General features: G+C 72.3%; 9 protein-coding genes. All 9 read left to right on the forward strand.

Annotated features, from left to right (window positions below; genetic code table 11):
- The first annotated feature begins 22 nt into the window (after positions 1 to 22).
- The 9 genes from AB0I22_RS32465 (at position 23) to AB0I22_RS32505 (ending at position 14908) form a co-directional block, all read left to right on the forward strand.
- Positions 23 to 292: a hypothetical protein gene (locus AB0I22_RS32465; RefSeq protein WP_363134569.1), complete on the forward strand. Its 270-nt coding sequence runs from the start codon at positions 23 to 25 to the stop codon at positions 290 to 292.
- Positions 289 to 1155 carry a xanthine dehydrogenase family protein subunit M gene (locus AB0I22_RS32470; protein WP_363134570.1) on the forward strand — a complete coding sequence of 289 codons (867 nt, stop codon included), beginning with the start codon at positions 289 to 291 and terminating at the stop codon, positions 1153 to 1155. The genes AB0I22_RS32465 and AB0I22_RS32470 overlap by 4 nt, the downstream gene beginning before the upstream one ends.
- Positions 1152 to 1628, forward strand: coding sequence for a (2Fe-2S)-binding protein (locus tag AB0I22_RS32475; RefSeq protein ID WP_363134571.1), 477 nt, complete (start codon positions 1152 to 1154; stop codon positions 1626 to 1628). Before AB0I22_RS32470 ends, AB0I22_RS32475 begins: the two co-directional genes overlap by 4 nt.
- Positions 1625 to 4006 (forward strand): xanthine dehydrogenase family protein molybdopterin-binding subunit, encoded by a 2382-nt coding sequence (locus tag AB0I22_RS32480; RefSeq protein ID WP_363134572.1) that lies wholly within the window; start codon positions 1625 to 1627, stop codon positions 4004 to 4006. Before AB0I22_RS32475 ends, AB0I22_RS32480 begins: the two co-directional genes overlap by 4 nt.
- On the forward strand, positions 3999 to 5579 hold the full coding sequence (mdlC, locus tag AB0I22_RS32485; RefSeq protein ID WP_363134573.1) for a benzoylformate decarboxylase: 1581 nt from the start codon (positions 3999 to 4001) through the stop codon (positions 5577 to 5579). Before AB0I22_RS32480 ends, mdlC begins: the two co-directional genes overlap by 8 nt.
- A 71-nt stretch (positions 5580 to 5650) precedes the next feature.
- Entirely contained in the window at positions 5651 to 5929 is a 279-nt protein-coding gene (locus AB0I22_RS32490) for a hypothetical protein (RefSeq protein ID WP_363134574.1), read from the forward strand.
- Positions 5926 to 12225: an AMP-binding protein gene (locus AB0I22_RS32495; protein ID WP_363134575.1), complete on the forward strand. Its 6300-nt coding sequence runs from the start codon at positions 5926 to 5928 to the stop codon at positions 12223 to 12225. The genes AB0I22_RS32490 and AB0I22_RS32495 overlap by 4 nt, the downstream gene beginning before the upstream one ends.
- 56 nt (positions 12226 to 12281) lie before the next feature.
- Positions 12282 to 12584 (forward strand): phosphopantetheine-binding protein, encoded by a 303-nt coding sequence (locus tag AB0I22_RS32500; protein ID WP_363134576.1) that lies wholly within the window; start codon positions 12282 to 12284, stop codon positions 12582 to 12584.
- Positions 12581 to 14908 (forward strand): amino acid adenylation domain-containing protein, encoded by a 2328-nt coding sequence (locus tag AB0I22_RS32505; RefSeq protein ID WP_363134577.1) that lies wholly within the window; start codon positions 12581 to 12583, stop codon positions 14906 to 14908. Before AB0I22_RS32500 ends, AB0I22_RS32505 begins: the two co-directional genes overlap by 4 nt.
- Positions 14909 to 14946 lie beyond the last annotated feature (38 nt).

A 14946-nucleotide genomic window follows, 5' to 3' on the forward strand; every position in this document is an offset into this window, starting at 1 on the left:
AGATCAAGCGGCAGGAATGGTCATGAGCGGTCTTGCTTGGAACAGCGCGGAACGACAGGAACACCAACTGTGCCGGATCGTGTGCGAATCCGCCGCTGTACGGGTCTCCGCGTCCCCCACCGGCAATGGCATGCGACTGAAACTCGAGTCGGAACGCTCCAGCACACAGGTGCTCCTCGACGCCACCGTGCTGGACGCGCTGTGCCACCTCACCCCCGAACGCGCCGTCGAACTGGTGCGGGAACGCACCGAGACCGGCGCCCTCGGCCTCCCCGACAGGACGACGCCGTGAAGCCGGCCGCGTTCGACTACCTGGCGCCCACCACCCTGGACCAGGCCGTTTCGCTGCTGGCCACCGCTGAACGCCCCGCGGTACCCCTCGCGGGCGGCCAAAGCCTGGTCCCCCTGCTGAACGCGCGCCGGGTCCGGCCGGCAACCGTGATCGACCTGAACCGGGTCCTCGGACTCGACGGCATCCGGATCACCCAGGACACTGTCATGATCGGCGCGACGACCAGGCTGCACACCCTGGAGACCGACGCCGCCCTGGGCGCCTGCCTGCCGGTGATCGCGCAGACGGTGTCCCACGTGGCCCACCGGTACATCCGGCACCGCGGCACCTGCGGCGGCTCCCTCTGCCACGCCGACCCCGCCGCCCAGTTGCCTGCGTCCGTCCTCGCCCTGGACGCCCGGCTCGTCCTGCTCGGCCCGCGTGGGACGCGCGTGGTGGCCGCCGAGGACTTCTTCCAGGGACCGCACCTGACCGCCCTCGGTCCGGACGAACTGCTGACGTCCGTGGAGATCCCGCGCCGCCCGCACGCTCGCCACCGCTTCGAGGAGGTGCCCCGGCGCGGCAGTGCCAACGGCCCGCTGGTGGGCGTCTGCGTCACCGTCGGCCTCGACGGCCCGGTCGTCACCAGCGCCCGAATCGCCGCGGCGGGCGTCGCCGACCGGCCGCTGCGGCTGCGCGACGCGGAGCACGCCCTGATCGGGCACCCGATCGACGGCGTGCCGGACACCGTCGCGCGAACCGCCGCCGCGTCCGTCGCCCCGTCGGACGATCTGCACGCCGGCGCCGACTACCGAGCCGCGATGCTGCGCGTCGTCATCCGCCGGGCGCTCGCCCGCATGGCCGTCGAAAGGAGTTCGCCATGAGGTCGATGGAGATCACCGTCCTTGTGAACGGCAGGAAGCGCACCGCGCCCACCGAGGCCCGCACCCTGCTCAGCGACTTCCTGCGCCACACCCTGCGCCTGACCGGCACCCACGTCGGCTGCGAGCAGGGAGCCTGCGGCTCGTGCACCGTACTGGTCGACGGGGAACCGGTGCGCTCCTGCCTGATGCTCGCCGTACAGGCGGACAGCAGCCGGCTGGAAACCGTGGAGGGCCTGGCAGGCAACGGCGAACTGACGGACCTGCAGCAGGCGATGCTGGAGGAGCACGGACTGCAGTGCGGGTTCTGTACCCCCGGCCTGTTGATGGCCCTCCATCACGCCGAGCGCACGGGACTGGACGCCGCGACCACCACCCACGAGGTGCTCGACGGCCACCTGTGCCGCTGCACCGGCTACGGAAGCATCCGCGCCGCGATCGAACGCCACTGGCGACGGGTGGACGTGGCCGAATGAGCACCTCACGCGAACCGTTGGTCGGCCAGTCGGTGCCCCGGGTCCACGCGCCGCGGCTGCTGCGTGGAGAGGGCCACTACGTCGACGACATCGACGAGGCGGGCGTCCTGCACGCCGCGGTGGTGCGCAGCACCACGGCGCACGGCCGCGTCACCCGCTTCGACGCCTCGGCGGCACTGGACGGAGACGGGGCGGCGGCCCTCGTGCTGGGCCCCGACGCCATCGACGAACTGCTCTCCCCGATCCCCGCCAGCTGGTGCCTGCCCGGCCAGAGCGCCGACACCGTCGACCCGCAGGCACGGATCCTCCGCTACGTCGGACAGCCGATCGGGCTGGTCGTCGCGGAAAGCAGGGCACTCGCCGAGGACCTCGCCGAGCGGGTCGCCGTGGAGACCGAGCCTCTGCCCGCAGTCACCGGCATCGATGCCGCCCTGGCCCCCGACGCGCCCCTGGTGCACCCGGACGTCGCCGACAACATCGCCGGTGTCATCCACTTCGGCGACCCCCACGAGGAACTGGACGGAGTCTTTGCGAGCGCGCCGCACGTCGTCGAACGGCGCCTGCGCGTCCAGCGGGTCAGCCACAGCCCGATGGAACCCAGGGGCGTGCTCGCCGAGTGGATCCCGGCGACCCGGAGACTCACCGTCCACAGCAGCACCCAGTCCGCGCACGCTGTGCGCCGAGAACTCGCCGCCACCCTGCGTCTGCGGATGGACCAGGTACGCGTGGTAGCCCCCGACGTCGGGGGCTCGTTCGGCGGCAAGGTGACCCTGTACGTCGACGAGGCCCTGGTCTGCCTGGCCGCCACGGTGCTCGGGCGCCGGGTGAAATGGGTCGAGGACCGCACCGAGAACCTGACCGCCTCCTACCAGGGCCGCGGCCAGCAGGCGGTGGCCCGCCTGGCGCTCGACGGCGACGGGCGCTTCCTGGCCCTGCACGCAGACGTCCACGGCGACCTCGGCGCCTTCGCGATCCAGGCGGGCTCCGGCCCTTTCCAGGTCACCGGCCTGGCGCTGGAGGGACCGTACCGCTTCGAGCGGGCCGGAGCCACGGTGACCGGCGTCCACACCAACACCGTGCCCACCGGCGCCTACCGGGGGTACGGGATGCAGGAGGCATCCTGGATCCGCGAGCGGCTGGTCACCGAGGCGGCCCGCGAACTCGGCATGGACCCAGTAGAGCTGCGGCTGCTCAACATGATCGGCCCGGACCTGATGCCGTACACCACCCGGACCGGCCTGACCTACGACAGCGGCGACTACCCGGCCGCCCTGCGGAGGGCCGCCGAACTCGCCGCCGCACACCGCCGGGAGTCCGACGACACCGTGCGCCGCGGCACCGCGGTCACCTCCAGCGTGGAGATCACCGGCTTCGCCCCCACCGCGCTGCTCGAAATGTTCGGCATCGACTGGAGCGGTTGGGAAAGCGCCCGAGTGCGCGTCAACCACGACGGCACGGTCACCGTCTTCGCCGGGGTCGCTGCGGTCGGGCAGGGGATCGAGACGACGCTGGCACAGATCGTCGCCAACCAGCTCGACGTTCCCTTGGACTGGGTCGTGGTCGAACTGGGGGACACCGACACCACCCCGTACTCGGACCTCTCCTCGCAGGCCAGCCGAGCCCTCACGCTGGCCGGCGGGGCGCTGGTACGGGCTGCGGAGCGCATGGAAGAGCGGATGCGCCTGCTCGCCGCCGCCGCCCTCGGCGTCGAACCGGCCGACGTCGGCCGGAAGGACGGGGTGTTCGACGCCGTCGGGCGCACGATCACCTGGGCCGAGGTCGCCGCCCGCGGCTGGAAGGGCTGGGGCCGCCCCGACCGCGACCACATCCGGCTGGAGGAGACTGTCGACTTCGACCCGCCCGCGCTGACCTTCGCCTACAGCGCCCACGGTGCCGCGGTCGCCGTCGACGTGGAGACCGGCCGGGTCGGCGTCGAGGACTACTGGACCGTCAACGACAGCGGCGTGCTCGTCAACCCTGCGGTCGCGGCCGGGCAGATCACCGGCGGAGTCGCCCAGGGGCTCGGCATCGCCCTACTGGAGGAGGCCGTGCACGACCCGGTCACCGGCCACCCGCTGACCACCGGTTACGGCGGCTACTGCCTGCCCGCCGCGGGCGACGTACCACGGGTGCGGATCGAAGACCGGGTCACTGCGAGCGCCATGATTCCGGGCGGGTTCAAGGGCCTGGGCGAGGGTGGCGCCATCCCGCCCCCCGCGACCGTCGCCAACGCGGTCGCGGACGCGATCCCGGGCATCGGCTCCCGTCTGACGGCGACGCCGCTCTCGCCGGACCGCGTCTGGAAGGCCATCGAGGACACGAGGAACGACCGGGACCAACAGGGCCCCGCAGCAGAGGAAGGGATCGTCCGTGGATGACCGGATCCGTCCGACCGTGCGGGAGGTCACGTGGGACCTGCTGCGGACGCTCGGCATGACCACCGTCTTCGGCAACCCAGGATCCACGGAACTACCCATGTTCCAGGGATTTCCCGCCGACTTCCGCTACGTGCTGGGACTGCACGAGTCCGTGGCCCTTGCCATGGCCGACGGCCATGCCCTGGCCACCCGCAACGCGGCCTTCGTCAACCTGCACTCTGCCGCGGGCGTCGGGCATGCCATGGGCAGCCTCTTCACCGCGTACCGCAACCGCGCGCCCCTCGTGGTGGTCGCCGGCCAGCAGGCCCGCTCCCTCCTCTCCGGTGAGCCGTACCTGTTCAACGACGATGCCGCCGCGTTCCCACGGCCCTACGTCAAGTGGAGCCGGGAGCCCGCCCGCGCCGCGGACGTGCCCGCGGCGATCGCCCGCGCCTATCACCTGGCGATGGCCCCGCCCCGTGGACCGGTACTGGTCTCGGTGCCGGCCGACGACTGGGCCGCGCCCGCCGAGCCGCTCGCGCCGCGAGCCGTCAGCACCGCGCTGCGAGCGGACGCCGACCTGATCGAGGAGGTCGGCCGCGCCCTATCCGTCGCCGCCCGGCCCGTGTTCGTGGCCGGGGCCCCCGTCGACCAGGAACGGGCCTTCGCGGACGTGGTGGCGCTGGCCGAACTCCACCGCGCCCCGGTGTGGGCGCCGCCCATGTCCTCGCGCTGCGGCTTCCCCGAGGACCATCCGCTCTTCGCCGGATTCCTTCCGCCGCACCGCGAGGGCATCGTGGAGAAGCTCGTCGGCCACGACCTGGTCCTCTCGCTTGGGGCACCGGTCTTCACCTACCACGTGGTCGGCGAAGGCCCCGTCCTGCCGCCCGGAACCAGTCTGTTCCAGCTCACCGACGACCCGCAGACCGCCGCCTGGACACCGGTTGGCACCTCGGTCCTGACCAGCGTACGGGCCGGATTGCGCGACCTGCTGGACCACCTGCCGCACGCGTCCCGCCCCGACCCCGAGCCGCGCCTGCGCGCCCCGAGGGTGACCGCGGACGGCGACGGCATCCGTCAGGCCCTCCTGATGCAGACGCTGGCCGATGTGCGGCCCCCCGACAGCGTCATCGTCGAGGAAGCGCCCAGCAGTCGCCCCGTTATGTGCGAACACCTACCGAACACCCGGGCGGACAGCTTCTACACCACATCCAGCGGAGCACTCGGCTACGGACTGCCTGCGGCCGTCGGTATGGCCCTGGCCCGCCCCGGTCGACGGGTGATCGCGGTGGTCGGCGATGGATCGGCCATGTACGCCGTCCAGGCGCTGTGGTCGGCGGCCACCCTGGATGTCCCGCTCACCACGATCGTCGTCAACAACGGCGGCTACGCGACCGTCGACCGCTTCGCGGAACGCTTCGGTATCGGCAAAACGGTCGGCACGAAGCTGCCCGGACTGGACTTCGTGGGAATGGCCCGCGCCCAGGGTTGCGAGGCCCACCAGGTCGAGCGGGCGGGGGAACTCGCCGACGCCCTGCGCACCGTTCTGGCCTCCGACCGCCCCCAGCTCCTTGAGGTCGTCACCACGGATTGAACAGGCGTGGCAGCACCGCAGGCAGCGTGTCGGCGACGGACGCCGGCCGATATCAGAGACAGGGATGGAGCATGACCCAGCACACCGAGCAGGACCTGCGCGCGCAGATCCGCGAGATCGTGATCAGCATGGCTCCCGGCGGTGGCAGCGAGTACGCCGACCCGGAGCTGGTAAACGGCCTCGGCTACCACTCGCTCGCGCTTCTCGAACTCGCCTTCGCCCTGGAGGACGAGTTCTCCCTGCCGCCCATCGACGCGCAGACCGCCCGCGCCATCCGCCGGGTCAGCGACGTGGAGCAGTACATCCTGGACCAGCTGAACGACGGTGCGGCCGACGGGAGCGCGTGGTGATCGACGCCAGGCTCGACGATATCGTCGCACGCGTCCCGGACCGCACGGCCGTCGTCCAAGGCGGACGGCGCCTGTCCTTCCGCGAGCTGGGCGACGCGGTCAAGGGATTGCGTTCCGGTCTGCACGGGCTCGGCGTGGGCGTGGGCGACCGAGTCCTGATCGCGCTGCCCAACTGCCCCGAGTTCGTGATCGGCTACTTCGCCACCGCCGGTCTGGGCGCCGAGGTCCAGGCGCTGGACCCGGACCTGAAGGACCACGAGATCCTCGACCGGACACGGGACCACGCCCCCACGGTAGTGGTCACCGAGGTGGCCATGACAGGCCGCATTTTCGCATTGAGCACCCGATGGGGCGCGACGCCCCGGCTGATCACGGTGGACGAACCGCCCGCCGGAGCACACCACTTCGCCACCCTCGCCGCCACGTGTGAGAGGCCGGCCGCTGTCCCAAGGCCGGCCGACGATGCCTGGGTGATCACGCACTCCTCCGGGACCACCGGCGAGCCCAAGCGCGTCCGGCGCAGCCAGCGCAACCAGCTGGCCGAAGCCCACCACATCATCTCGACCGCCCGCATCACGGCAGAGGACGTCGTGCTGTGCCCGGTACCGCTCTTCCACGCGCTCGGACAGTTCTGCTGCATGATCGTGTCCGTCTTCGCGGGCGCCACGCTCGTCCTGGTCGAACCGGGCGAGGAGACCCCGGAGTCCGCGGCCGCGGGCCTCGTCGTCCTGCTGGGCGAGCACCGGGTCACAGTCCTTACCGCGGTGCCGTACGTGCTGGAGGCCCTGGCCGACTGGCCTGCCGACCGGCCGGCCGACCTGTCGTCCGTACGGCTGTGCCTGTCGGGGAGCAACTTCCTCAACCCGGCCGTCGGCGAACGCTTCACCGCGCGGTTCGGGGTACCGGTGCGGCAGACCTACGGCAGCTCGGAGGCCGGCAGCGTCGCCTGGGACTGCGACCCCGGACACGTCGTCCCCGGCTCGGTCGGCCGGCCCCTCGACGGCGTCACCGTGGAGATCCTCGACGAGGGCGGCGAACCGCTGCCGCAGGGCGCGACGGGTGAGATCGCGGTCCGCAGCGCCTCCGTCACCACGGACGGCACGGACGTCCTCCCCGACGGCCGCCACCTCACCGGCGACCTGGGCTTCCGCACGCCGGACGGCCGGCTCTGGGTGACCGGCCGCAAGCGCGTCCTGATCGACACCGGCGGCCAGAAGGTCAACCCGGTCGAGGTCGAGGCCGTCCTCGAAGAACATCCGGATGTCCTGGAGGCCGCCGTGTTCGGCGTGCCTCTGGACGGGGCAGGAGACCTGCTGGCCGCCGCAGTCGTGGCGCGCGGCACGCCGGACGCGCGCGCACTGGCCGCGCACTGCGAGGCCCGTCTCGTCGGCCACAAGGTCCCGCGCAAGTTCACCCTCGTGTCCGAACTGCCCCGCACCAGGCTCGGCAAGGTGCGCCGCGCCGCACTGGCAGCCCTGGCAGGGGAAGAGATGGCGCCGGTACCCGGCGGCGCCGAGGGCATCTGGACGGAGCCCGACTCCGACGTGCGGATCCGGCGAATCGCGGAGCATGTGCTGCGGTGCGCCGCCGAGATCACCGGCGCCGACCCGGAGACGACTGGCGCCGACGCCGTCCTGTCCGACCTGCGGCTCGACTCGCTCGGCGCGCTGCGCCTCAAGATGACCCTCCAGGACACCCTGAGGCGCACCGTCGGCCTGCCCGAACTCCTCGGCCAGAAGACCGTGGAGTCGCTGGCCGAGACACTCGCGCTCCGCGAGCCGTGGGTCCCGCTGACTGCCGCCCGCAGCACCGTGGGCGAATTCCCGCTCTCCGCCAACCAGATGTCGCTCCGGCACGCCGACCAGGCCGACGGCGCCGCGGAGAACCTCGCCTTCGCTGCCCGGATCGTCGGCGGCTGCCGCCCGGAGGCGCTGCTGAGCGCCTTCCAGTCGCTGGTCGACCGGCACCCCGTGCTGCGCACCACCTTCGGCATCCGCGACGGAGAGTCCTTCCAGCGCGTCGCGGCCCACGCCCGGGTCGACTTCCTCATCGACCCCACCCCCTACGACGAGCCGGCCCTCGACGAGGAGCTCGCGGCCCAGGCGCTGCGGCCGTTTGACTTGCGGCGGGAGTTCCCTCTACGGGTGCGGCTCTACACCGGCCTGCCGGGCGGCGACCACGCGCTGCTGATGAACACCCACCACATCGTCTCTGATTTCTGGTCCCTCGTCGTGGTGCTTCGCGACCTCGAAACGGCCTACGCGGCGGCCGCCGACGGCCAGGAGATCTACCGCCCCGTCCCGACCCACACCTACACCGACTACGTCCGGTGGCACGCCGAAACGGTGGCTGGCCCGGTCGGTGACAGGGACTGGGAACACTGGCGCGAGGTGTTCGCCACTCTGCCCCCCGCGCTCGAACTGCCGATCGACAAGCCCCGGCCGCCGGTACAGCGCCGCGAGGGGGCCACGTACTACCACGATCTAGGCGCGGAACGCCTGAAGGGGCTGGAGGCACTCGCGCACGACCGCGGGACCACCGTCTACACCGTGCTGCTCACCGTGTTCCACGTGTTGTTGCACGGCCTGACCGGAGAGCGCGACCTCGCGGTGGCCGCGATCACCACCAACCGCCAGCGCCACGAGTTCCACGACGTGCTCGGCTACTTCGGCAACCCTGTTGTGTGCCGCACCAGCATTCTCCCCGACGAGCCCTTCGATGAGCTCCTCGAACGGGTGCGGTCCGTGCTGCTCGCCGCGATCGAGCACCAGGAGCTGCCCTTCGAGCAGGTCATGACCCGGCTCGGCGTGAAGCGGGACCGGGGACGTTCGCCGCTCGTCGAGGTGGCCTTCGGCCAGAACAAGTCCCACCACGACGACCGTCTGGAGGTCAGCAGCTTCCTCTCCGGCGGGAGCGGCCGGGTGCTGCGCCTGGCAACCCTCACTCTTGAGTCCCTGGACCTGCGCCGGCACTCCGTCGTCTACGACCTGTCGGGAGCGGTATACGAGGCGCTCGACTCGGTCGCCATCGCGTGGGAGTTCAACACCGACCTGTTCGAGAAGGACTCCGTCGTCCAGATGGCCGAGCAGTTCGCCCACTTACTGGACGCCGTACTGCTCGAACCGGGGTCCGCAGTGGGCGGGCTCGACATCAGTACCCCCGCGCAGCAGGCACTTCTGGACACCGCCCTCGACAACGGCCTGGTGCGCGCGGGCATCGCCACGGTGCCGGAGTCGACGGCGCGCTTCGCGCGAGCCGACCCGGACCGCACGGCCGTCGAGTCGGACGGGCGCCGGCTCTCACGACGGCAACTGCACGACGGCGCACGGGAACTGGCCGTCCGACTGCGGGCTTTGGGCCTTCCCGCGGGAGCGACCGTGCTCCTGTGGCTGCCGCACTCGGCCGATCTCGTTGTCGCCGGTCTTGGCACACTGGAGGCCGGCGCCGTCTGCGACCCCCTCTCGGTCGGGAGTGATCCGGCACGGGTACGGGCCGAGGCCGAACGGACGGACGTCCACGCCCTCGTGACCACGGCGGCGGGCCGCGCCCGACTGGGAGCGACGGACACGCCGGTGCTGTGCGTCGACGAACCGGGCGATCCCGGCCCGGAGCCGGAACCGCCCGCCCCGCCCCTCGGGGCGCCCGCCCTCGTCCAGCGCACCTCCGGCGTGACGGACCCGCCGCGCGCCGCGGTCATGGACCATGGGACGCTCGCCGCGTGGTCCGCATGGCTCGGCGACCGGTACGGTGACCTCGACGGCGTGCTCGTGCACGGTGCCCTGTGCGCCGACCGGGCGCTGGCCAGGGCACTGGCGGTCGTCGCCGCAGGCGGAACCGCCGTGCTGACGGCGAACGGTGCCACACCCACCTCACTCGCCGAACTCCTCACCGACGGACGCGACTTCGCCTTGGTGACGCTTACCCCGTCGGAGTGTGCGGCCGTGCTCCCGGCTCTGCGGGAACGGAGCCCGCGCAGCGCCGCTCTCGCCCTCACTGGCGAACGGTTCGACGGCGGCCTGTTGCGCGAACTGCGCGCCGCCGCGGGCCGGATCCGCGTGGTGCACGAGTACGGTGGTGCCGCAACGGCTCCCGTGGTCAGCGCCCATGAGGTCCCGCCGGAGGCGGTGTACACCACCGGGCCGGTGCCCGCGGGGCTCCCCGTGCCCGGAGTGCACCACCGTGTTCTGGACGACACGGGGCGCCGGTGCCCGCCCGGGGTCGCCGGAGAGATCCATGTCGCGGTGGGGACCGGCGCCTTCGGCCCGACCGGCGACGTCGGCCGGGTCCTGCCCGACGGCGGTCTTGTCGTGCTCGGCCGGGCGACGGACCGGATGGCGCACCGCGGTTACCGGTTCGACCCGGCGGCAGCGGAGGAGGCGTTGGCCGGACTCCCGCACGTGGCCCGCGCGCTGGTGTCCGGCGACCCGGCGGGACCATGCGCCTACGTGACGGAGGCCGCCGGCGCCCCGGGCCCCCGGCCCTCCGCCGCTGCTCTCCTCGCCACGCTGCGCCGCATGATGCCCCCCTACATGGTCCCCGCGACCTGTGTCTGGGTGGACGGGCTGCCCATGGCCGGGAACGGCAAGACGGCCCGACACACCGCCCCCGTGGGCGGACAGCCGGGGACGGGAGCCACCGTGCTGCCTCAGGCTCCGGAGCCCTCGCCCAGCGAAGCCGCGGACGGCCCGGCCCTGACGCCCCTGGAGGCCCGGATCGCCGCGATCTGGACCGAGTTCCTGCCCGTCTCCGAAGTGGCGCCGGACGACGACTATTTCGACCTCGACGGCGACTCGATCAGCGGCATGCGCATCGTCGCGCGTGCCGCCGACGTCGGCATCACGATCACCGTGCGTCAGCTCTTCACCTACCCGGTGCTGCGGGAACTGGCCGCCGTGGCGAAGGTCGCGGACGACGCCGAAGCGGTGGACGACACCGGCACCCGGGCACCGGACCGCGCCACGACGACCGGGCCTGGGGTGCCGCCGTCGATCCCACTGGCTCCCGTCCAGCGGTGGTTCTTCGACCTGGATCTGGCCGAGCCCGACCGCTGGAACCAGACACTCCTGCTGAGGACCACGCAACGGGTGGACCGCGGGGCCCTCGCCACCGCCCTGCGCGTGGTCGCGGCCCACCACCCGGTCTTCCGCTACCGGTTCGACGTTGCCCCCGACGGTCCGCGCCAGATCCACGACCCGGACGGCGAACCGGTCCACATCGTCGAGGAGGCCCGGTACCGGCGGCCCGAAGAGATCGCTGCCGAGCTCGTCGACACCACCGATCTCCGGCACGGCCCCGTCCTCACCGCGGGAATCCTGCCGACGGACGCCGATGACGGCACCGCCCAGGTGGTGCTCTCCGCCCACCACCTGGTGGTGGACTTCGTCTCCTGGCAGGTCGTCATCGACGATCTGACCACGGCCTACCGCCAGTTGGTCGGTGCGCAGACAGTTCGGCTGCCCGACTCCCTGCCGTACGAGCAGTGGACACGTCTGCTGTACGAGCGCGCCGGATCGCGGGAACTGCGCGCCGAACTCGACCACTGGGCGCCTAAGGACACGCCCGCGGCACCGGCGCCGCCGACGGCACGGATGCCCGAACGCGACGCCCGGGTTGTGACCGCCGAGCTCTCCGCGCCGGAGACGGCCCGCCTGCTGGAGCGGGCCGGCCGGACGACGGGCAGCCGGGTGCAGGACCTGGTGCTCGCTGCGGTGGTGGGAGCCGTGGGGGAGTGGACCGGTGAACACACGGTCCGGGTCGACCTCGAACGGCACGGACGTGACGGGCTGTTTGACGGCGTCGACCCCGGTCGCACCGTCGGCTGGTTCACCGTGCTGCATCCGGTCCGCTTCGACCTGCCGGACGAGCCGGAGCCCGCCGCCGTGCACGCGGCCGTGCGCCATGCGCTGAACGGCGTCCCCGGCGATGGCCTCGGATACGGGCTGCTGCGCCACGCCGCCCCGGACCCTGAGATCCGACGGCGCATGGCGGCGCTCCCGCCATCTCTGGTCAACTTCACCTACCTCGGCCGGCTGGGCGAACTGCTCGATTTTGACGGCTCGCCAGCGTCTGCCGAGCGGCTCTTCGCCCCCTCGCCGCTCACCGGCGTCGCCGACCGGGCACCCGGCAACGGCCGTCCCTGTCCGCTGGAGATCAGCGCGATGCTCACCGGCGGCAGGCTGCGCGTACGGGTCGTCCACTCCGCCGGGGACGACCGGGCGCGCCCCGCAGCGGGCTTGGCGGCCGACGTCGTCGCCGCCGTCCGGCCCTTGATCGACCTGCTCCCGGCCGGCGGCTGACCGCCTGCCGCACCCAGTTCATCCGTCCGCTCGCCCAAGCCGCCGAGGAGGCCCTCATGCCGCTGGACCCGCTCCCGTCATCGCCCCCGCCCACCGACACCTGTGCTGGCTCCGCTGATCTGATCGAGCACGTCCGCGAAGCCTGGAGCGCGGCGTTGGACGGCACCCGGTTCACGGACGACGACGACTTCTTCGACGTGGGCGGCCACTCGATGCTCGTCGCCGGCATCATGGCCCGACTCGGACGTGTCACCGGCCGCCGGCTTCCGCTGCGGATGTTCTTCGACCACCCCACCGTCAAGAGCCTCACCGAAGCCGTCACGGCGGCCACGGCCGACGACGGGGAGGCTGCCCGGTGACCGGAACCGAACCATGGACACCGCCGGCCGCCTGGAACGACACCGCCACCGACTACCGGCGCGACGCCACCCTGGTCGACCTGGTGCGCGAAGCGGCCCGCAGCCACCCGGGCCGCCCGGCCCTGCTGGACGCCGACGGCACGACCTGGACCCACGCCGAGCTGGGCGACCACAGCGACCGGCTGGCCGCTCTGCTGCGGCAGCGGGGACTGGGACGGGGGGACGTCGTCGCGCTCTACGCGGACCGCACCCCGCATGCCGTCGCCTCGCTGCTCGCAGTCGTAAAGTCTGGCGCCGCCTACGTTCCGCTGGACCCGGCCTGGCCGGCGGCCCGCGCAGTGCGCCTGCTCCGTGACCTCCGGGTGCGGTGCGTCGTCACTGACGCGGCGCATTTGAGGACGGTGCAGGAACTGCGCTGGAGCGTCCCGTCGGTGACCGATGTGGTCTGTCCGGACATCGAGGTGGGCCGCACCTGGGAAGCGGTCCTGGACCGGCCCCTGGTGGAGGAGTTCTTCGACTTTCTCTCCGGTGAGCCCGATCCGCTGGAGGCCGCCGGGTTCAACCTCCGCCGCTCCGAACGGCCCTACACCCCCGACGACGTCGCTGCCTATGCGGACCACGTCGCCGCGCTCGGTCGGGAGGCGGGCGGCACCGCCGCTGACGTGCTGGAAGTGGGCTGTGGATCCGGACTCATCATGGAGGCGCTGGCCCCGCGGGCGAAGCGGTGGGTGGCCGTCGACCCATCGGACGTCGCGGTGCGACGGAACGTCGACACCGCCGCCGCCCTGGGCCTGACCATCGAGGGGCAGGCCGCCTACGCCCACGAGGTCGCCGACACCGTGCGCGGGCCGTTCGACCTGGTCGTCATGGCCAGCACTGTGCAGTTCCTGCCCGACATGGACTACTTGCTGGAGACTCTGGGCTCGCTCACCGGCCTGCTGCGCCCCGGCGGGCGGCTGTTGCTCTGCGACCTCATCGATCCGCAGGTGGAGTCGCACGCAGGTCTGCGGGTGCCCCCGATACTGTTGGAACGGCTCCCGGAATTCCTGCCCGCCGTGGGCGAGGTCGACGTGCGGCGTCGGCATTCGGACCGGTTCGCCGGTGAACTCGCCCACCGGTACGACGCGTTCATCGAGGTCGCCGACCCCGGGCGAGCCTCTCGCGTGGGCGGCCGGGTGTGGACCGCGGCCGACCTGCCACCGTCCGCCCCGCAGCACGGGCAGGGCGATGTCACCGCCGATGACCTGGCGTACGCCATTTTCACCTCCGGATCCACCGGCAAGCCCAAGGCGGTGGCCGTTCAGCACCGCCAGGCGGTCAATTTGATCGAGTGGTTCAACCGTACCCACGACATCGTCCCGGACGACCGGATGCTGTTCGTGACCTCGTTCTGCTTCGACCTGTCGGTGTACGACATCTTCGGCGTCCTCGCGGCCGGCGCGTCCGTCCGGATCGCCTCGCGAGCGGACGTCGCCGAACCCGAGAGCCTGATCGACGCCCTGACGACCGAGCCGGTCACCCTCTGGGACTCCGCACCGGCCGCGCTGTCCATGCTCGTGCCCTTCCTGGCCGACCGGGGACCACAGGGCCGCGACCACCTGCGGCTGGTGGCGCTGAGCGGCGACTGGATCCCGCTCACCCTGCCCGGCGAGATACGCACCGCCTTCCCCCGCGTCCGGGTGATGGCGCTCGGCGGCGCCACCGAGTGCACAGTGTGGTCCAACCGCTTCCCCGTCGAGGACGTCGACCCCGACTGGCCCAGCATCCCCTACGGCAGGCCGATGGCCAACGCTCGCTACTACGTGCTGGACGAGGACATCCAACCGTGCCCGCCGGGCACTCCGGGCGACCTGTACGTCGCTGGTGACTGCGTGGCCCTCGGGTATCTCGGCGACGCGGCGCTGACCGCGGACAAGTTCCTGCCCGATCCCTGGGCACCGGGGCCCGCCGAGCGGATGTACCGCACCGGCGACCGTGCGCAGTGGCTCGACGACGGCACCGTGCGCTTCCTCGGCAGACTGGACGACCAGGTCAAGCTGCGCGGCTACCGCGTCGAACTCGGCGAGGTGCGCAGCGCGCTGGCAGGCTGTCCCGGAGTGCGCGCCGCAGCGGTGGCCGCCGTCGAGGCGCACGGCGGCAAGACGCTGGCCGCGTACTACGTGCCGGCCGTCGAGCGCCCCCCGGTCGCCGCGGAGGTTCGCGCCCACCTCGCAGGGGTCCTGCCCGCCCACATGGTCCCGGCACGGATCAGCGCCGTCGACGCTTTCCCGCTGACCCCCACCGGGAAGGTCGACCTAACCGAATTGGCCGCATGGGCCGGCTGAAGGGGAGGCGGATCCGGCTCCCCTACGGAGCGGACCGC

It is taken from the genome of Streptomyces sp. NPDC050610 (genome assembly GCF_040654875.1).
Classification (GTDB): Bacteria; Actinomycetota; Actinomycetes; order Streptomycetales; family Streptomycetaceae; genus Streptomyces.

Bases quoted from the DNA above. Each gene is read 5' to 3' on its own strand.
- AB0I22_RS32465 (WP_363134569.1), top strand. From the start codon at position 23: ATGAGCGGTCTTGCTTGGAACAGCGCGGAACGACAGGAACACCAACTG.
- AB0I22_RS32475 (WP_363134571.1), top strand. From the start codon at position 1,152: ATGAGGTCGATGGAGATCACCGTCCTTGTGAACGGCAGGAAGCGCACC.
- AB0I22_RS32480 (WP_363134572.1), top strand. From the start codon at position 1,625: ATGAGCACCTCACGCGAACCGTTGGTCGGCCAGTCGGTGCCCCGGGTC.
- AB0I22_RS32490 (WP_363134574.1), top strand. From the start codon at position 5,651: ATGACCCAGCACACCGAGCAGGACCTGCGCGCGCAGATCCGCGAGATC.
- AB0I22_RS32500 (WP_363134576.1), top strand. From the start codon at position 12,282: ATGCCGCTGGACCCGCTCCCGTCATCGCCCCCGCCCACCGACACCTGT.